Annotated in this window: 20 protein-coding genes; 7 read left to right on the top strand and 13 right to left on the bottom strand. The window is 63.9% G+C overall.

Annotated features, from left to right (window positions below; genetic code table 11):
- Window positions 1–20 precede the first annotated feature (20 nt).
- From M8Q45_RS11810 to M8Q45_RS11795, 4 genes are read left to right on the top strand one after another with little or no spacing between them, the layout of a single operon-like run.
- Window positions 21–1,334 carry a nitrous oxide reductase family maturation protein NosD gene (locus tag M8Q45_RS11810; protein WP_249874892.1) on the top strand — a complete coding sequence of 438 codons (1,314 nt, stop codon included), beginning with the start codon at window positions 21–23 and terminating at the stop codon, window positions 1,332–1,334.
- Entirely contained in the window at window positions 1,331–2,248 is a 918-nt protein-coding gene (locus M8Q45_RS11805; protein ID WP_249874891.1) for an ABC transporter ATP-binding protein, read from the top strand. The genes M8Q45_RS11810 and M8Q45_RS11805 overlap by 4 nt, the downstream gene beginning before the upstream one ends.
- The gene (locus M8Q45_RS11800) at window positions 2,245–3,075 is read left to right on the top strand and encodes an ABC transporter permease (RefSeq protein WP_249874890.1); all 831 of its coding nucleotides are present in this window, start codon (window positions 2,245–2,247) and stop codon (window positions 3,073–3,075) included. The genes M8Q45_RS11805 and M8Q45_RS11800 overlap by 4 nt, the downstream gene beginning before the upstream one ends.
- 28 nt (window positions 3,076–3,103) lie before the next feature.
- Window positions 3,104–3,631 (top strand): nitrous oxide reductase accessory protein NosL, encoded by a 528-nt coding sequence (locus M8Q45_RS11795; protein WP_249874889.1) that lies wholly within the window; start codon window positions 3,104–3,106, stop codon window positions 3,629–3,631.
- 242 nt (window positions 3,632–3,873) lie between these two features.
- On the opposite strand, the gene M8Q45_RS11790 is transcribed toward M8Q45_RS11795, so the two are convergent.
- From M8Q45_RS11790 to nirS, 11 genes are all read right to left on the bottom strand, one after another.
- Window positions 3,874–5,370, bottom strand: coding sequence for a nitrite reductase (locus M8Q45_RS11790; RefSeq protein WP_249874888.1), 1,497 nt, complete (start codon window positions 5,368–5,370; stop codon window positions 3,874–3,876).
- Window positions 5,367–6,209: a uroporphyrinogen-III C-methyltransferase gene (cobA, locus tag M8Q45_RS11785; protein ID WP_249874887.1), complete on the bottom strand. Its 843-nt coding sequence runs from the start codon at window positions 6,207–6,209 to the stop codon at window positions 5,367–5,369. The genes M8Q45_RS11790 and cobA overlap by 4 nt, the downstream gene beginning before the upstream one ends.
- Before the next feature lie 45 nt (window positions 6,210–6,254).
- Complete coding sequence (gene nirJ / locus M8Q45_RS11780) at window positions 6,255–7,433, bottom strand: heme d1 biosynthesis radical SAM protein NirJ (protein WP_249874886.1); 1,179 nt, start codon at window positions 7,431–7,433, stop codon at window positions 6,255–6,257.
- Between the two features lie 28 nt (window positions 7,434–7,461).
- Entirely contained in the window at window positions 7,462–7,983 is a 522-nt protein-coding gene (gene ahbB / locus M8Q45_RS11775; protein WP_249874885.1) for a siroheme decarboxylase subunit beta, read from the bottom strand.
- A complete protein-coding gene (locus M8Q45_RS11770; protein ID WP_249874884.1) occupies window positions 7,958–8,401 on the bottom strand; it encodes an Lrp/AsnC family transcriptional regulator in 444 nt (147 codons plus the stop codon). The genes ahbB (M8Q45_RS11775) and M8Q45_RS11770 overlap by 26 nt, the downstream gene beginning before the upstream one ends.
- Entirely contained in the window at window positions 8,394–8,906 is a 513-nt protein-coding gene (gene ahbB / locus M8Q45_RS11765; RefSeq protein ID WP_249874883.1) for a siroheme decarboxylase subunit beta, read from the bottom strand. The genes M8Q45_RS11770 and ahbB (M8Q45_RS11765) overlap by 8 nt, the downstream gene beginning before the upstream one ends.
- A complete protein-coding gene (locus tag M8Q45_RS11760) occupies window positions 8,903–9,361 on the bottom strand; it encodes an Lrp/AsnC family transcriptional regulator (protein ID WP_249874882.1) in 459 nt (152 codons plus the stop codon). Before M8Q45_RS11760 ends, ahbB (M8Q45_RS11765) begins: the two co-directional genes overlap by 4 nt.
- A 2-nt stretch (window positions 9,362–9,363) precedes the next feature.
- The gene (locus M8Q45_RS11755; protein ID WP_249874881.1) at window positions 9,364–10,542 is read right to left on the bottom strand and encodes a cytochrome D1 domain-containing protein; all 1,179 of its coding nucleotides are present in this window, start codon (window positions 10,540–10,542) and stop codon (window positions 9,364–9,366) included.
- Window positions 10,539–10,868: a c-type cytochrome gene (locus tag M8Q45_RS11750; protein ID WP_249874880.1), complete on the bottom strand. Its 330-nt coding sequence runs from the start codon at window positions 10,866–10,868 to the stop codon at window positions 10,539–10,541. The genes M8Q45_RS11755 and M8Q45_RS11750 overlap by 4 nt, the downstream gene beginning before the upstream one ends.
- Before the next feature lie 201 nt (window positions 10,869–11,069).
- The gene (locus M8Q45_RS11745) at window positions 11,070–11,378 is read right to left on the bottom strand and encodes a c-type cytochrome (RefSeq protein WP_030137677.1); all 309 of its coding nucleotides are present in this window, start codon (window positions 11,376–11,378) and stop codon (window positions 11,070–11,072) included.
- 24 nt (window positions 11,379–11,402) lie between these two features.
- Window positions 11,403–13,094, bottom strand: a complete 1,692-nt coding sequence (gene nirS, locus M8Q45_RS11740) for a nitrite reductase (protein WP_502940284.1) — start codon at window positions 13,092–13,094, stop codon at window positions 11,403–11,405.
- A 197-nt stretch (window positions 13,095–13,291) separates the two neighbouring features.
- Here nirS and M8Q45_RS11735 point away from each other — a divergent pair, with 197 nt between their 5' ends.
- From M8Q45_RS11735 to M8Q45_RS11725, 3 genes are read left to right on the top strand one after another with little or no spacing between them, the layout of a single operon-like run.
- Entirely contained in the window at window positions 13,292–14,095 is an 804-nt protein-coding gene (locus M8Q45_RS11735) for a CbbQ/NirQ/NorQ/GpvN family protein (RefSeq protein WP_249874879.1), read from the top strand.
- The gene (locus M8Q45_RS11730; protein ID WP_249874878.1) at window positions 14,079–14,663 is read left to right on the top strand and encodes a cytochrome c oxidase subunit 3 family protein; all 585 of its coding nucleotides are present in this window, start codon (window positions 14,079–14,081) and stop codon (window positions 14,661–14,663) included. The genes M8Q45_RS11735 and M8Q45_RS11730 overlap by 17 nt, the downstream gene beginning before the upstream one ends.
- A gap of 12 nt (window positions 14,664–14,675) precedes the next feature.
- Entirely contained in the window at window positions 14,676–14,921 is a 246-nt protein-coding gene (locus M8Q45_RS11725) for a cytochrome C oxidase subunit IV family protein (RefSeq protein ID WP_249874877.1), read from the top strand.
- A gap of 53 nt (window positions 14,922–14,974) precedes the next feature.
- Here the strand turns inward: M8Q45_RS11725 and M8Q45_RS11720 are convergent, their stop codons facing one another.
- Window positions 14,975–16,228: an SEL1-like repeat protein gene (locus tag M8Q45_RS11720; protein ID WP_249874876.1), complete on the bottom strand. Its 1,254-nt coding sequence runs from the start codon at window positions 16,226–16,228 to the stop codon at window positions 14,975–14,977.
- Window positions 16,228–18,033: a phospholipase D-like domain-containing protein gene (locus tag M8Q45_RS11715; protein WP_249874875.1), complete on the bottom strand. Its 1,806-nt coding sequence runs from the start codon at window positions 18,031–18,033 to the stop codon at window positions 16,228–16,230. The genes M8Q45_RS11720 and M8Q45_RS11715 overlap by 1 nt, the downstream gene beginning before the upstream one ends.
- Window positions 18,034–18,123 lie beyond the last annotated feature (90 nt).

The raw sequence follows: 18,123 nt of genomic DNA, 5'->3' as shown, positions 1-18,123 counted from the left end.
TCATCGAGGAGGCAGGTGCAATGACCGCGAACACGCCGCATTCAAACCTTCGTCTAGCGGTCATTGCCCTGATGTGCTGCCTGTTCTCGGGCGGCGCGTTCGCCACGCCTCGACCGATCACCGACCTGCCACTGCAGGCCGAGGGCGACCAGCAATGGCGCCTTCCGGCCGGTGAATACCGTGGCTCGTTCAGCATCGATCAAGCCATGACGCTCACGTGTGCGCCGGACGCGGTATTCCAGGGGCAGGGCGAGGGCAACGGCCTGGTGATCCGGGCGCCGAACGTCCAGGTCCACGGCTGTACGTTCCTGGATTGGGGCCATGACCTGACGGCCATGAACGCCGCCGTGTTCATCCAGCCTGCTGGGCAAGGCGCGGTGGTGCGAGCGAACCGCATGCAGGGCCAGGGCTTCGGCATCTGGGTCGATGGCACGCGGGATGTCAGCCTCATCGACAACCGTATCCAGGGCGACCCGGGCCTGCGTTCCCAAGACCGTGGCAACGGCATCCACCTGTACGCGGTGCGTGGCGCCCGGGTCATCGGCAACCAGATCCGCGACACCCGCGACGGCATCTACATCGACACCTCCAACGGCAACCTGCTGCAGGGCAACACCCTGGAGGATCTGCGCTACGGCGTGCATTACATGTTCGCCAACGACAACCAACTGCTGGGCAACATCACCCGGCGCACCCGCACCGGTTACGCGCTGATGCAAAGCCGTCAGCTGACGGTGATCGGCAACCGCTCCGAACAGGACCAGAACTACGGGATCCTGATGAACTACATCACCTATTCGACCTTGCGCGACAACTTCGTCAGCGATGTGCGCGACGGGTCCACCGGCGACACCATGATCACCGGCGCCGAAGGCAAGGCGCTGTTCATCTACAACTCGTTGTTCAACCGTATCGAAGGCAATCATTTCGAGCGCAGCGCCGTGGGCATCCACCTCACTGCCGGCTCGGAGGACAACCGCATCGCCGGCAATGCCTTCGTCCATAACCAGCGCCAGGTCAAATACGTCGCTACACGGCTGCAGGAATGGTCGGCGGAGGGGCGCGGCAATTACTGGAGCGATTACCTGGGCTGGGACCGCAACAGCGACGGCCTCGGTGATGTGGCCTATGAACCCAACGACAACGTTGACCGGCTGCTGTGGCTGTATCCCCAGGTTCGCTTGCTGATGAACAGCCCGGGCGTCGAGCTGTTGCGCTGGGTGCAGCGGGCGTTCCCGGTGATGAAGTCCCCCGGTGTGATGGACAGCCACCCGCTGATGCAAGCGCCCATCCAATCTCTTCAACGCAACGTTGCCCAGGAGGACGCGTCTTGAACGTCGTCGAAATCGAAGGCGTCAGCCAGCGTTATGGCGACGTCGCCGTGCTGCACGGGCTTGACTTGACCCTGGCCCAAGGCGAAGTGCTCGGCCTGTTCGGGCACAACGGCGCAGGCAAGACCACCACCATGAAATTGATTCTTGGGTTGTTGCAGCCAAGCTCGGGAGCGGTGCGGGTCTTCGGCCGCGAGCCCAGCGACCCGAATGTGCGGCGGATGCTTGGCTATCTGCCGGAGAACGTCATGTTCTATCCGCAGTTGAGCGGGCTGGAAACCTTGCAGCATTTCGCCCGGCTCAAGGGCGCGGCGCCTGAGCAGGTCGAGCGATTGCTTGAGGAGGTAGGGCTGGCGGGCGCGGCACGACGGCGGGTGCGCACCTATTCCAAAGGCATGCGCCAGCGCCTCGGGCTGGCCCAGGCCTTGCTCGGCCAGCCGCGCCTGCTGCTATTGGATGAGCCGACCGTGGGCCTGGACCCCATCGCCACCCAGGACCTTTATCAGTTGCTCGATCGCCTGCGCTGGCAGGGCACCAGCATCATTCTTTGCTCCCATGTCTTGCCGGGCGTGGAGGCGCACATCAACCGCGCCGCGATTCTCACCCGGGGCCGGCTGTTGGCCCTGGGCAGCCTGGCGCAATTGCGCGAGGACGCGGAGCTGCCGACGCTGATCCGCGCTTCGGGCCTGTCCCGGGCGGACTGGCTGCGCCAGCACTGGCGCAGCGAAGGGCACGTCACCCAGGGCTGGGGCGCCGAAGGCGTGCAGGTGTCCGCGCCGGACGGCAGCAAGTTGGTGTTGCTGCGCCAGTTGCTGGCCCAGGACGACCCGACGGATGTGGAGATCAAGCCTCCCTCGCTGGAAGATTTGTACCGCCACTACATGACCCGCGCGGCGACCGAGGAGGCCGGCCAATGAACCCGATCTGGAACATGGCCCGCAAGGAACTCAGCGACGGCCTGCGCAACCGCTGGCTGTTGGCGATCAGCTTGTTGTTCGCGGTGCTGGCGATCGGCATCGCCTGGCTCGGTGCGGCGGCGTCCGGCCAATTGGGCTTCACCTCGGTGCCGGCGACGGTGGCGAGCCTCGCCAGCCTGGCGACGTTCCTGATGCCGTTGATTGCCTTGCTGCTGGCCTACGACGCGATTGTCGGCGAGGACGAAAGCGGCACGTTGTTGCTGTTGCTGACGTATCCGCTGGGCCGCGGGCAGCTGTTGTTGGGCAAGTTTGTCGGCCATGGGCTGATCCTGGCCCTCGCGACCCTGATTGGCTTTGGCTGCGCGATGCTGGCCATTGCGGTGCTGGTGGATGACGTGGAGCTGAGCCTGCTGCTCTGGGCCTTCGGTCGCTTCATGCTGTCCAGCACGCTGCTGGGTTGGGTGTTCCTCGGATTGGCCTATGTGCTGAGTTGCCTGTCGGCGGAGAAATCCACCGCGGCGGGGCTGGCGCTGGGCGTGTGGTTTTTCTTCGTGCTGGTGTTCGACCTGGCGCTGCTGGCGTTGCTGGTGCTGAGCGAGGGCCGGTTCAGTCCGGACCTGTTGCCTTGGCTGTTGCTGTTGAACCCGACTGATGTGTATCGCCTGATCAATGTGTCGGGGTTCGACGCCGCCTCCAGCGGGGCCGGCGTGTTGACGCTGGGCAGCGATTTGCCGGTCGCCGGGCCTCTGCTGTGGCTGTGCCTGGGATTGTGGTTGGTGGTGCCGTTGTGGCTGGCCTATCGGTTGTTCAATCGCCGATGCCCCTGAGTTTCTGGTCTTGATGAGGAAGGAAGTAATGAACAGGGTTTATCTCAAGGCGAGTCGTGTCCTGGCCGGGGTTCTGGTGTGCCTGGCGCTGGTGGCATGCGACAAGGCTTCATCGCCGCCCGTTGCCCAGGCGGGGCTGGCTTTTCATCCTGGGGATGAATGCCATGTGTGTGGCATGGTCATCACCGATTTCCCCGGGCCCAAGGGCGCGGCGGTCGGTGCCGGCGGGACGAAGAAGTTCTGTTCCCCGGCGGAAATGCTCGGCTGGTGGCTGCAACCGGAAAACCACCGCGCCGACGTGAAGCTGTATGTCCACGACATGGGCCGCAGCCACTGGGACGCACCGGACGACGCCCACCTGATCGACGCCCGCACCGCCTACTTCGTGATCGGCTCCGGGCTCAAAGGCGCCATGGGCGTGGTCCTGGCCTCCTTCTCCAACCCCGAGGCGGCACAAAAACTTGCCCACGAGACCGGCGGCAAAGTCCTGCGCCTGGAAGACATCGACCAGAAATTGCTGGGCCAGACCGGCGCCATGTCATCAATGAGCCATTGACCGCTTCCTCGCCCACGGGTATTCCAATCGCTTTGCAGTACACAGGCCGACACCGATCCCGTGGCGAGGGAGCTTGCTCCCGCTGGGCTGCGCAGTAGGAGCTGCCGAGCGAAGCGAGGCTGCGATCTTTCTGAGGACACTTGAATCTCAAGCGAAAGATCCAAAATCAAAAGATTGTCCGAACGCGGCCCGAGCCTTCGCCAGCTCCTACAGAGCCCAGCGGCAGCCCCCAGGATGCCAGGTCAGTGCGAGGTGCCCTCGGCAAACTCGATCTTGTTGCCCACGTTGTATTTGCCTGACGGTTTGTTCATCGGCAGGCGTTTGATCTCCTTCAGGGTGTTGCTGTCGTAGACAATCAGCGCACCCTCGGTATCCCAGATGCTCAGCAACAGGTAGCGGCCGTCGCGGGTGAATTCGACATGGGCGGCGGTTTTTCCGGGCATCGGGCGCAGGGTGTGGGCGATTTCCAGGGTCTGTTTGTCGATCAGGTGGATGGCGTCGTTGTCGGGGCCGAAGAACACGTCGGTCCAGGCATAGCGGGAATTGACATGGCTGCGCAGGAAGAAGCCCGGCCCCAGGGTGGGGATCTGCTTGATGACTTTCCAGGTGTCGAAATCGATCACCGAAATGAGCCCCTTGCTGATATTGGGCGTGGCGAACACCCAATGCCCATCGCGTTTCCAATAGGTGCCCGAACCCAGGTGCGGCATGCCCGGCAGCGCGATATCCGTGACGATCCGCCCGGTGTCGAGGTCGATCACTTGCCCGCCCTGGGCCTTGCGCGAGGTGGCGAGCAGTTGCCGATAGTCGGGCGAGAAGGAAAAGTCATCCAGGTAATCCTCGGCCTCGATGCGCCTCGGCACAAAGTCCGGGTTCGGACCGGTGGACAGCTCCCAGACCTCCTTCACGTCCTTCAACGCGACGATGAAGCTGTCCCGTGGCGGCGCCGTATAGACCGCGCTGACCCGCGATGCCTGGCCGTCCAGCCCGACCGTGGCAAGGCTCTTGACCAGCGACAGGTCACGGGCATCCAGCACCACCAGATTACCCGGCAGGGTGTTGCCCACCAGCACCCAGCGCCCGTCCTTGCTCACCGCCAGGTTACGGGTGTTGAGCCCGGCGCGGACCTCGGCGATGAGCTTGAGGTTGTGCAGGTCATACAGGCTGATCCAGCCGTCCCGGGAGGCGAAATACACGAAACGGCCATCTGGCGAGAACTTCGGGCCGCCGTGCACGGCAAAGTGCGAGGCGAAACGCGCCAGCACCTCGAAGCGATCGCCGTCGACGATATCGACATGGTGATCACCAGCCTCCACCACCACGAACAGGTTCAGCGGGTCGGCGTTGTGCTGGGGTTTGTCCGGCAAGGTGGCGAGATCCGCCAGCAGGCGATGACTGCGGCGGGTGTCGTCCTCGTTCCAGGTCGGCTCGACGGCGGGCGGGCGCTGGAGATAGTGGGTCAAGCCATCGATCTGCACGGCATCCAGCACCGTGCCGAAGGCGGCCATCTGGCTGGCGGGGCGGCCGTTTTCGATGACCTGGCGGATTTCGGCGGGCTTGATCCGGCTCAGGCTTTGCGGCAACAGCGCCGGCCCGGCCCCGCCGATGCGATTGACGCCGTGGCATTGCTGGCAGTGCTGCTGATAATTGCGTTCAGCCAATTCCAGGTCCGGCCCGCTGACATCGGCGCCGTGGACCGCGCTGATCCACAGCATCGGGGTGAACCACCAACCCTTCATGACGCCACCTTCGAGGCATAGGGTTGGGCCGGTGGCCTCGGATGGATACGGGCCGGGTGCTGCACCGGCTGCTGGGCAAACAGGCCGACGACCTTGCCGATCACGGTCAAGGTGGGCAGCCCGTCGGCGCAGGCCTGGGCCATGTGCGGCAATTCACCCAGCGTGCCGCGCAGCACCTGTTGGTCAGGGCGCGTGCCGTTGCTGATCAACGCGGCCGGGGTGTCGGCTGTGAGCCCAGCGGCCATCAAGCGTTCGGCAATGGTGCGCAGGTTCGACAAGCCCATGTAGAACACCAGCGTCTGGCTGTCATCGGCCAGGCTGTGCCACGGCAAGTCCAGTTCGCCGTCGCGCTGCAAGTGACCGGTGATGAATCGGCAGGAATTGACCAGGTCGCGATGGGTCAGTGGAATGCCGGCATAGGCCGAGCAACCGGCCGCGGCGGTGATGCCGGGCACCACTTGGCAGTCGATGCCACGGGACAACAGGTACTCCAGCTCTTCAGCGCCACGGCCAAAGATGAAGGGATCGCCGCCCTTGAGCCGGACGACTCGCTGGCCCTGGTCCGCCAGATCGGCCAACAGTTGGTTGATCTGCGGCTGGGGCAGGCTGTGGCAGCCGGCGGCCTTGCCGACGTAATGCCGGGCGCAAGCCAGTGGGATCAGGCTGAGCAGTTGCGGGCTGATCAAGCGGTCGTAGACCACCGCGTCGGCTTGCATCAGCAGGCTCCAGGCCCGCAACGTCAACAGGCCCGGATCACCGGGGCCGGCGCCGACCAGGGCGACCTCGCCCGGTCGGAAGGAAGATTGCAGGGCAGCGGGCAAAACGATGGGGGCAGGCATGGGACTTCCTTGGTTCGTCATCAGGTTCGCCGTCGGGCTATCGGGCTATATCGGGTTCATTGCCACGCTGGGAATCGCGTGCACGCCGATTTCTTCATCGCTCAGGTGGCAACCGGGGTCTTGGCCCCACAGGTCGCCGTCGGCCCAGGCGCGGGTGCGGGTGTTGCCGTTGCAGATCGCCAGCCAGCGGCATTGGCCGCAGCGTCCGCCGACGGCGCGCGGGTGCTCGCGCAGCTTGACGAGAAGCGGCTCGGGGCGCTCCAGCCAGAGGGTCTTGAACGGCGTCTGGCGGACATTGCCCACCGAGTGCTGCCACCAATACGTGTCGGGATGGACCTCGCCGGTGTTGTCGATGTTGGCGATGCCGGCGCCGGATGCATTACCGCCCCAGGCCCGCAGCATCTGCTCCAGTGCGGCTTGGTGTTGGGGCAGGCGCCGGGCGATCCATTGCAACAGCAGGATCGCGTCGGCGTCGTTGTTACCGCTGACAAAGTCTGTGTCGCGGCCCTGTTCAACGTCCGCCCAGGCGCGCTCGAAAATCAGATTCATGGCCTCGCGGCTCATCTGCTGGTGGGCATCGAGCTTGCGACTGCGCTTGCCGCGACCGCTGTAGTTGAGATGGGACAGATAGAACTTCTGCACATCGTATTCATTCATCAGTTCCAGCAGGGTGGGCAGCTGCAGATGGTTCTGCTGGGTCAGCGTCGTGCGTAGACCCACCCGGATCCCGCGCGCACGGCAGAGCCGGATCGCCGCCATGGAACTGGCGAAGCTGCCCTTGAGTTGCCGGAATTCATCGTGGGTCGCTTCCAGCCCATCGATGCTGATGCCCACGTAATCGAAGTTCGCCGCCGCGATCTGTTCGATGTTGGTGGCGTCGATCAGCGTGCCGTTGCTGGACAGGGCGACGAAGAAACCCCTGGCGCGGGCATAGGCGCTGAGCTGGAACAGGTCCTCGCGCAGCAACGGTTCGCCGCCGGACAGGATCAGCACCCGCACGCCAGCGTCGTGCAGGTCGTCGATCACGTGGAGGGCTTCGACGGTGTTCAGCTCATCGCGAAACACGCTGTCGGCGGAGGTTGCGTAGCAATGCTTGCAGGTCAGGTTGCAGCGCCTGAGCAGGTTCCAGATCACCACCGGCGCGCGCAGGCTGCCGGGTGGCGCGACGCGTGGGGCGGGGCATTGCCCGGCCAGGGCGCGCAGGTAATGGCTGATCCTCAACATAAAGCGCTCCTTCGGTTGGCGTGCAGGCTCAGCGCGCGGCGGGCGTCAGGCGCAGGCCGGTTTTTTTCAGGATCCGGCTGCTCACCAGCATGTCGTCGGCGGCGCAGGCATCCCCCAGCAGATAGCGCAGGTGCTCGCGGTAGCTGTCGATTTCCTCGCGGCTGCGCCCGTGGACCATGGCGAACAGGTTGTAGCGCCAGCCGGGCCGGCGCGGTCGGCGGTAGCAATGGCTGACGAAGGGCTGCTCACCCAACAGCGCGCCGAGGCGCGGCATGTCGGCGTCGGCGACATCCCAGACGGTCATGCCGTTGTGGCGGTAGCCGAGGCGATAGTGGTTGGGCACGGCGGCGATGCGGCGGATCGCGCCTTCAGCCTGCAGGCGCTTGAGCAGGTCCAGGGTGGACTCGACGCTCAGGCCCAGTTGTTCGGCGAGCCAGCTCCAGGGATCTTCCAGCAACGGCAGGCCGGCCTGGGTCAGTTCGACCAGGCGCAGTGCCAGCGGGGTTTCCTCCACGTGCAATGAATCAAACCGGGAAATACAGGCCGACATGGTAGGTCTCCTCCTTGGGCAGGTTCAGCGGCACCAGGCCAGTCAGCCGTTCGATGCGCAGCAGCGTGTCGGCGATCGCCTGTTCGCTGGGACAAGCCAGCACGAACCACATGTTCCAGGCGTGCTCGCGGCGGTAGTTGTGGGCCACTTCGGGCATGTCGGCGAGCAGCTCGGCGATGCTGTCGAAACGCGCTTCGGGCACGGCCAGGGCGGCCAGGGTGAACGCGCCGCCGAGGCGATCGATGTCGAACATCGGGCCGAAACGGGTCAGCACGCCTTCATTGAGCAGCTCATGCAGGCGGTCGAGCAGCTCGGCGCTGTTGCTGTCCAGCTCGCGGGCCAGGTGCTCCCAGGGATGGCGCACCAACGGCAAGCCCAATTGCAGGCGATTGATCAGGCGACGGTCGAGATCATCCATCGATCGAGGCTCCGGCCGGTGCGGCGAAACGCCCGCCGCATTGCTTGAACAGGTGCGTGCTGAACAGCAATTGGTGGGGCAGGTCATCCAGCAGATGTTCCTGGAGCAACGCCTGCACCTGGGCCTCGACGCGGTCGCGCTGGCGCCCGTGGATCATGCAGAACAGGTTGTATTGCCACTGGGGCAGGCGTCGTGGCCGTTGGTAGCAGAGGTTGATGCCCGGCGCTTGGCTAAGGCGTCGCCCGACTTCATCGACCAAGGCGTCGGGCACGTCCAACACCAGCATGGCGTTGGCGGAAAACCCCAGGGCCCGATGGTTGACCACCAGGCCGACGCGGCGGAACAAGCCTTGTTCGTGCCATAACCGCATCTGCTCGAGCACCTGCGCTTCACTGGCCTCGATCTGTTCCGCCAAGGCCTGGAAGGGGCGCGAGGCCAGGGGCAGGCCGGTTTCCAGCAGACGGCGCAGCGCCAGGGATTGTGGCTCGTTGAGCGTGATGTTCATGGGGCGGTCTCCAGGGCGAAGCCCAGGTCGATGCGGTAGGCGGTGAGCATGGGCAGGTCCAGCGGCGTGAGGCCGGTGTCCTGCTCCAGTTCCCGGAGGATGGTGTCCAGGTGAGCGCGATCGGGGCCGGTCAGCACGAACCAGAGGTTGTAGCGATGCTCCCGCGCGTAGTTGTGATTGACTTCCGGGTACTGGCTGACGCGCGCCGCCACTTGATGCAGGCGTTCCGGCGGCACGGCGAGGGCGGCGAGGGTGCTGGCGCCAGCCCGGGTGTGTTCGAACACCGGCCCGACGCGCGACAACGTCCCCGCCAGTTGCAGGTGCTGGAGGCAGTCGATGACCTGCGTCTCGCTGCAACCGAGGGTCTCGGCCATGGCCTTGTAGGGTTCGGCACACAGCGGCAAGCCGTGTTGAAAGCGGTCGATCAAGCGGCGGGCGAGAGGGCTGGGTGTCATGGTCAATACCCTGGCTTGTGCGCACGGCTGCTGAAGAAAATGCCGCTGGGGCTCAGCGACGGCAGCGTGCCGATCCGTTCCAGTCGATACGGATCCCAGACTTGCACTTCACCGCCATCCCGGACGGACAGCCACAACTGGTCGCCGCGGGCGGTGAATTCCATGTGCAGCACCGCAGGCCCGGGGCGCAGGTCGGCGACGATGGCGTGGGTCTGGGTGTCGATGACCTGGACCCGGTCGTTGTCCGGGTAGGCGAAGTTGACCCAGAGCTGGCGTCCGTCCGGCCGCGCCGTGACGAACACCGGTTGCCCGGCGACGGCGATGGCATCGACTTGTTGCCAGGTCGTGGCGTTCATCACCAGCACCTGATGGTGGCCGACGGCGGGCACGAAGGCTTGTTGGTCGGCCATGGCCCAACCTTCCAGGTGGGGCATCTTGTACACCGGCAGCCGCGCCTCGCCGCGTCCGTAATGCCCCAGCACGCGCTTGACCCCATGCTCCGGATGCCAGAGATCGAGTTGCGCCATGCCGTCCTCGCCGAACAGCCCGGCCATGTAGTAACGCCCGTCCGGGGTGATCAGTGCGTCATAGGGTTGCTGGCCGACGCCGGTGAAACGCTCGACGCGCGGCGTGGGGCCGTCGCTGAAGTCGGCGGTCCAGATCTCGCCGGTGTCGAACAGGCTGAACACGAAACGCTGGCCCGGCGCGTCCACCAGGCCCACCACCCGGGAGCGTTTGCCGGCGTCCGGTAGCGGCGTGGCCGGGATGTCGGCGATCTGTTCCAGGGTCCGGGCATCGAATACTTTCACGCCGCCGGGTTCGTAATTGGAGACGGCGATCAGCTTGCCGTCCTGGCTGATCGCGCCACCGATGCTGTTGCCGCCCTGGAGGATGCGGCGGTCGATGCGGGCGGCCAGCAGGTCGACTTTACTCAGTCCGCCATCGCGACCGAACACGTAGGCGTAGCGCTGGTCACGGGAGAACACCACCGAGGCATGGGAAAGATCGCCCAGGCCTTCGACGCGGGCGAGCAGGCTGCGGCCGTCGCTTTCGATGATCTGCAGGCTGCCGCTGGCGCGTTCCACCACCACGCCCAGGTCGCCGGTGCCGCGCAGGGTGGGCTGGGCGCAACCGGCGAGGAGGATGGCGGCGGCGGTGACAGACAGGAGGGAACGGATCATGGGGCGGGTTTTCCTTGAAGAAGCCGGTCCACCAGCCAGCGAATGTCGTCAGGGCCCAGCAGTGGCGCCCAGCCGGGCATGGCGCTGCCGGGACGGCCCAGGGTGACGGTGGCGATGAGGCTGTCGCGGGATTTTCCCGCCAGGGCTTCACGGGTCAGCGGCGGGCCGAGGCCGCCGGTCATGCGCAGCCCGTGGCAGGCGCCACAGTCCTGGTCCAGAAGATGTTGGAGTTGGGCCTGGCGCGGCGGGTCGGGAGCAGCCAGCGCGCAGGCGGGGATAAGCAGGAGGAGGGCGGTGATCGAGGGGGTGAAGCTGTGTCGTTCCATGACGGCCTCCTGAATGAATTGCATCGCTTTCGTGGCGAGGGAGCTTGCTCCCGCTGGGTTGTAGGAGCTGTCGAGCGAAGCGAGGCTGCGATCTTTTGATCTTTCGCTCCAGGCCCCGGCAGGGGAAAGATCGCAGCCTCGCTGCGCTCGACAGCTCCTACACAGCTCGGCAGCCCAGCGGCCTCGCCACGGGTTGTGTGGTTACTTAAGGGTCAAGACCCAAGCCGCCAGGGTCTTGGCTTCTTCTTCCGTCACCGGATTGGCCGGCATCGGCATCGGTCCCCAGTTGCCTTGGGTGCCTTCCTTGATGTGTTTGGCCAATACGTCCTGGGCCCCGGCGACGCCGGCGTTTTTGGCCGCGACGTCCTTGAGCGCCGGGCCTACCACCTTGGTGTCGATGGAGTGGCAGGCCGCGCAAGGCTTGCTCTTGAACAGTGTCGGGCCATCGTCGGCCAGGGCCGGCAGGCTATAGGCGGCGGTCAAGGCCAGTGCGATCAGAATAGGCTTCATGGTTTTTCCTCTTATTGATGGGGCTCAATAGATGTCGTGTTGGGTGTTGTAGACGTTGAATTTCCCGGTCGGGGTGATCAGGCGCTTGTCCTTGATCACGTTCTTGAGCTTGAGGGTCTTGTCGTCGATCACCACCAGCGCCGACTCGTCTTCCTGGCCGCTCCAGACCGAGAACCAGACTTCATCGCCGGCCTTGTTGTATTCCGGTTGCACCACGCGCAACGCGCCTTTCTTGATACCGGCGTATTCGGCGATTGGCAGCACGGTGTAGCCGGCGTCGAGCTTGTCGATGTTGAACACCGCCACCGATTGGCTGAGCTTGGCGTCCGGGCTGAGGGTGGTGTCGACGTACAGGTGACGGGATTGTGGGTGGGTCTTGATGAACAGCGAACCGCCGCCCTGGCCCTGCAGCGAACCCACTTGTTTCCAGGCGTATTGCGGGTGCTTGACCGGGTCGGTGCCGATCAGCGAGACCCCGGCATCGCCCAAGTGGCTGGTGGCCCAGACCGGTCCGTAGAGCGGATGGTTGAAGTTGGCGCCGCGTCCCGGGTGCGGGGTCTTGCCAACGTCCACCAGGGCGGTGAGCTTGCGTTCCTTGGAGTCGATCACCGCGACCTTGTTGGAGTTGTTGGCGGCCGTCATGAAATAGCGATGGCTGCTGTCCCAACCGCCGTCGTGCAGGAACGGCGCGGCGTCGATGCTGGTGATGGTGAGGTTCTTGATGTCCTGGTAGTTGACCAGCATCACCTTGCCGGTTTCCTTGACGTTGACGATGAACTCCGGCCATTCGTGGGAGGCGATGATCGCCGCGACGCGGGGTTCGGGGTGGTATTGCTGGGTGTCGACGGTCATGCCCCGGGTCGAGACGATCTGCTTGGGCTCCAGGGTCTCGCCGTCCATGATCGTGAACTGCGGCGGCCAGTACGAACCGGCAATCGTGTACTTGTCTTCGTAGCCTTTGAACTTGGAGGTTTCCACTGAGCGGGCTTCGATGCCCACCTTGATTTCGGCGACCTTGGTCGGCTCTTTCGGCCACAGGTCGATCATGTCGATCTTGGCGTCCCGGCCGATGACCAGTAGATAACGCCCGGAGGCTGAAATGCGCGAGATGTGCACCGCGTAACCGGTGTCGATCAGCTTGACGATCTTCTTGCTGTCGCCGTCGATCAGGGCGATCTTGCCGTCGTCGCGCAGGGTCACCGAGAACAGGTTTTGCAGGTTGAGGTTGTTGAGTTGCTTGGTGGGTCGGTCCTCGGGCTTGACCAGGACTTTCCAGGTCTTGAGGGTTTCGGCCATGCCCCATTCCGGCGGTGTCGGCGGGGTGTGCTGGATGAACTTGGCCATCACCGTGATCTGGTCCTTGGTCAGGGCGTTGGAGGTGCCCCAGTTCGGCATGCCAGCGGCGGAGCCATAGGTGATCAGCGCCTCCAGGTAGGCCTGGCCGCGCGCCTGGGTGATGTCGGGTGTCAGGGGCTTGCCGGTGGCGCCCTTGCGCAGCACGCCGTGGCAGCCGGCGCAGCGCTGGAAGTAGATTTCCTTGGCCGCGTCGAAGTCGGCCTGGCTCAGGTCCGGCGCGCCGTCGGTCTTGACCATGCGCGGGCTGTCCTGCGAGGTGGCCTGCGCAGGGGGTTGGTCGGCGAAGACGTAAGGGGAGGCCAGCACTGTACACAGCGCCGTGACCCTCATCGCCCACGATTTTTTGTGGCTGATCAGCATTCCATTTCTCCTCAGGCATGACCCGCGCTGCCCCGTAAATGTCGTCCGGCGCGCAGATTCTTGGTGCGCTGCAAGGCTATGCCGGGGGAGATGGTTAACCGCTTGACGGCGATCAAGTTTGCCGGCCGCAAGCCTTGCCAGGTTGTCGCAGGGCCTCGTAGTTTGAGTGGCAATCCGCTGTCTGATCAGGCCATCCCATGAACGCAATCCATACCGCGCACCACCCCGACGAACCCTTCTATCAAGCCCAGGACAACGAACAGGCGTTGTTCGAACAGGCCTGGCGCCACGGCATGCCGGTGCTGATCAAGGGGCCGACGGGCTGCGGCAAGACCCGTTTTGTCCAGCACATGGCCCATCGCCTGAAATTGCCGCTGTACACCGTCGCCTGCCACGACGACCTCAGCGCCGCCGACCTGGTCGGCCGTCACCTGATCGGCGCCCAGGGCACCTGGTGGCAGGACGGACCGTTGACCCGGGCGGTGCGCGAGGGCGGCATCTGTTACCTGGATGAAGTGGTCGAGGCGCGCCAGGACACGGCGGTGGTGCTGCACCCGTTGGCGGACGATCGTCGGCAGCTGTACCTGGAGCGCACCGGCGAGGTCTTGCAGGCGCCGCCGTCGTTCATGCTGGTGGTGTCGTATAACCCCGGCTACCAGAACCTGCTCAAGGGCATGAAGCCGAGCACGCGCCAGCGTTTCGTGGCGATGCGTTTTGGCTACCCGACGGTGGCCGACGAGGAACGCATCGTCGCCCGCGAGGCCGGCGTCGACATGGCCTTGGCCGCCCAAGTGGTGCGCTTGGGGCAGGCGCTGCGCCGGCTCGACCAGCACGACCTGGAGGAGGTCGCGTCCACCCGTTTGCTGATCTTCGCGGCCCGCATGATCGGCGCCGGCATGGACCCGCGCCAGGCCTGCCTGGCGTGCCTGGCCGAACCGTTGAGCGATGATCCGCAAACCGTGGCCGCGCTGATGGATGTGGTCGATGTCCATTTCGGCTGAACGTGTGGGCGCGGCCCGGCGATTGCCCGGTGATCTGGCGATGTGGTTCTTCATCCTCGCCGAGCTGTCGGTATTCGCGCTGCTGATCCTCGCGTTCACCGTCGCCCAGGCGCTGCACCCGCAGATGTTCAGCGAAGGCCGCCAGTTGCTGGACCGCTCCACGGGCCTGGCGATGACCCTCAGCCTGCTGACCGCCGGGCTGTTCGCCGCCCTGGCCCTGGAGCAAGCCCGGCAAGACCGACCGCGTCGAGCCGCGCTGTTGCTGTGTGGCGCGTTGCTGCTCGCCAGTGGCTACGTAGGGATCAAGCTCGGCGAGTACGCGCACCTGCTGGCGAACGGCCTCGGCATGGAGCACAACACTTTCTTCACCTTGTACTGGATCCTCACCGCGTTCCATTTCCTCCACGTACTGCTGGGCATGGTCATCCTCGCATGGCTGGCCGAGGGCTGCCGCCAGCGGCGCTACGGCGCACGACAACACAGCGGGTTGGAATCCGGCGTGCTGTATTGGCACATGGTGGACCTGGTCTGGGTGCTGCTGTTCCCGGTGGTCTACATCCTCGATTGAATGGAGATGCCCGTGTCGACGTCCCGTGTATTGATCATCTGCTGGGCCATGCTGGCCGTGCTCAGCACCGGCACCGTTGCCTTGGCCCAGTTCGCTGCCAACGGGCTGGCGACCATCGCCATCCTGGCAGTCGCCGTGACCAAGGCCTGGCTGATCGCCGACGGCTTCATGGAACTGCGCCATGCCCCGCGGTTGTGGAGGCGGTTGGTGTTGAGTTGGGGGGTGGTGCTGGCGGTGGGGGTTTCGTTTGGGGTTTGAGTCCCTGCGCAACTTCCGGTGGGACGGTCGCTGACAGCCAGCTGGGGCACGAGTCATCCATGGAACATCCACTCAACCTTTTCCGGGCCAACTGTCTCCCGATCCGGGAGCAGGAAACGGCTCTCCCACTTACGTACGTTTAGCGTTGGCAGGATCTCGCCCTGTTCGAAGCGACGGATGACGTCGTAAGCGCCGGCGATCCAGTAGCCGGTATGCGGGCAGGCCTGGCCGCTGTGGCAGGTCGGTGCGGGCTGGGGGATCGTGATAAACGCAGGTGAGCTGGGCGTGGGTCTGCCGGTGGCGGGTTCGAGACCTTTGGCCTCGGCCAGCTCGCGGATCAGCGCCTCGCTGGGTTTCTGCGGTGGGACGTTGGCCAGGCGGGCTTCGAGCCATTGCAGCTTGCCGTCCCACTCGGGCAGCTCGGCGGGTGGCAGGGGGAGGATTTCGTTGATTTCGGGGACGGTGGGATTGGCGTAGGAGTAGTTTGCCAGGATTCGCCAGATGGTTTTGTAGCGTTCGGCGCGTTCGAGGTCTTCTTGTTGGCCGAGGTAGTACAGCTCATTAGTAATGGGTGGTGCGCGAAACGCCTCTTCCAAACGCCCCGCAGCGTTCTCATTACCGGCTGCGGTTCCCAACTGAAGTACCTCAAGCGCCTGTAGGTATTGTCCCTTGTGCTGATGATCAATGCCCAACGCAACAGCCGCTTTACCTTGACCTTGCTCAGCAGCGCAACGATACATTTGTGTCGCTATTTCCGGCGCAACGTCAATCGGATCAAGTTTATCTCCCACAAGATACTGGGCCTGGGCGTTGCCCTCATCGGCTGCTTTACGGAAGTAACGCAACGACATCTCGGGGTCCTGATGCAGACCCGCCGAGCCCTGCTGCAGGAAAATCCCGACGAAGTAGTAGCCCGTCGCCACGCCCGCATCGATTAATTGTTGGCTCATACGCAAATGTTGGGCGCCACTGAGCTCGAAACGACCGCGCATCGCACCGTTCTGTAGGTTGATATTGGCTTTGAAATGGCCGTTCTCTGAGGCGATGCGATACAGCCGCTCGATCTCTAGATCTACGGTTTTGTCCTGCTTGAGCTGGTTGTTCTTTTGCAACCAGCGTGCGTACTGAAACAGGACATCACTTTCAGCGGACGGCGCAGGGATCGTTTCGTGTTGGCAGGTAAAGGCGAGCTTGGCGTTGATCTCGGTTAGAGGTTTCACGGAAGGGTCCTTTTTAGGAAAGTTAAAAGTGCCATCGGTGCCGCAAGCGGCCAGCAGCAGGCAGGGCAATAGGAGGAGCAGGCGCATCAGTCGAGATCCTTCAGGATGGCCTTGTCGTAATAGAACTCGACGAGTGAAGCGTCGGGCTTTGCCTTATTTTTCTGGAGACGTTTGTTCTTGTCGATGATGTCCTGCCAAGCCTTAAACGCCTCCCCCGCATCATCCTGCGACCCCCTCTTATCCGTATGCAGATCCCACAACCGCCGCCGCAACGCCTGGGTCACGCTCATCCACTCATGGGCAATGTTCAGTTCACTGTCCACCTGCATGCTGCGGGTGTTGATGTTGGCCGAACCATGGGTGGTGAACACGTCGTTGATGATCATCAGCTTGGAGTGGATGTACACCGGCATCCAGGGTTTGCCCGCCGGTGAGTCGGGGGCGACCAGGGAGCAGATGTGCACCTTCAAGCCGGGTATTTCCTCGGGCAGGATCTTGCTGTCCTCGATCTTTTTTTTCTTGTAATCAAGCTGGGCCTGCCATAGGGCCTGTTCCAGTTGGCCGATACGGTCATTCGGGTCGGCGCGGGGCATGGGCGGGAATGCCCTTTCCATTTTTTGGATGCGCCTCAGCTTGGTAACGCCTGGGATGGTGTTGGCGCGCCCGAGGCTTTCGAGCATGCGTTGGGTGTTCACGGTGCCGGCGCCGATGCCGTCGTCGGTGGCGTTGGTGATCACGAACAGATGCAGCGCACCGTGCAGGCCAGGGTCGCGCCCGCCCTGGGTCTGGGTGGCGGCGACCGACTTGATGAATTCGGCCAGCGGTGGCCAGCGGAAATACTGGTTTTCGATGTAGATGAACTGGGTCGCGTTGTTGACGGCCTGCATGTAGAGCCGCTCGATGTCGCGTTTACCCTCCTGCGGTTGGGTGCGCAGGATCTGCGCCATTTGCGGCATGCCGTGGGTGCGCTGTTGCGGCCCGACCTTCATGGCTTGGCGCGAGGCGAGCAGGTCTTCGCCGGTTTCCTTGCGCCAGGCAGCGGCGAAGTTGTGGTGCAGGTGTTCCAGGATCGGCCCGCTGAGCTGGCAGGAAATGTCCTGGCGCGGCGTATCGCCGCGTGGGCCACGGTTGGGGGCGGGCTTGCTGTCCTGGCTTCGGTTCAGTGCCGAATGCTTGTCCGTGTCCCAGTACTCGTCGAGCATGTTGTGGCCCATGATGAAACCGACCGCGCAGTCCGGTAACTCATAGTCGACCAGGACGCTTTTCTGGTGGTGGGTGGCCGTCCACCTCAGCGTTTGGCGCATCTTGGTGCTGATTTCGCTGTCGAGGCTCGCGTATTTCACCCAATGGGCGATCTCACCCCTTTCATCGAGGTTGAATCCGCGACTGACAAACACCGGCAGTCCGCTGGCGGTGCGTTGCGCGGCCTTGTCGTCGGCGACCGCGCACGTCGCAAACCATTGGCGATCGAAGGCGTATTGTTCTTCGGTAGTGCGTTGCATCACCCGGTCCATGAGGCGGATCGAGCCTTTGCCGGGCAAATTGGCCTCACCGCCAAAACCGGCGGTATTGAAGGGCATTTCCCAACCCAGCAACCGTACCTCGACGCCTTCCCGCGCCTTGGCCATGAGCAGTTCGCCAATGCTCGGCGCCTTGCCGTCGCGGATGAAATACATCGACGGCTGGAAGCCCCAGCAGATGATGTCGATGCTCTTTTGGGCCTGGGCAATGGCCTGGTGCACGGCGGTGAAGGTTTCCTCGCCATTGACCAGTGCTTGATAGCTGGCGATCACCGGATGGTATTCAGTGTTGTGGACGTACCACGGCGGGGTGCAAACGGCTTCGTTGGTGTACTTTAAGCAAATGGGTACCACGATCTCTGGCAAATTCATGGGTGAGTTTCTTCCTTTTTATTCGAGACCGTCATCAGGGTGGTAGGGCGCCTGAACTCGGGTGCACGGATTAGTCCTTAAGTCAGAAGC

The organism is Pseudomonas sp. T1.Ur, assembly GCF_023516725.1.
GTDB lineage: Bacteria > Pseudomonadota > Gammaproteobacteria > Pseudomonadales > Pseudomonadaceae > Aquipseudomonas > Aquipseudomonas alvandae.
The sequence above is the reverse complement of the archived record's forward strand: the minus strand, read 5'-3'. Positions and strand labels throughout refer to the sequence as shown.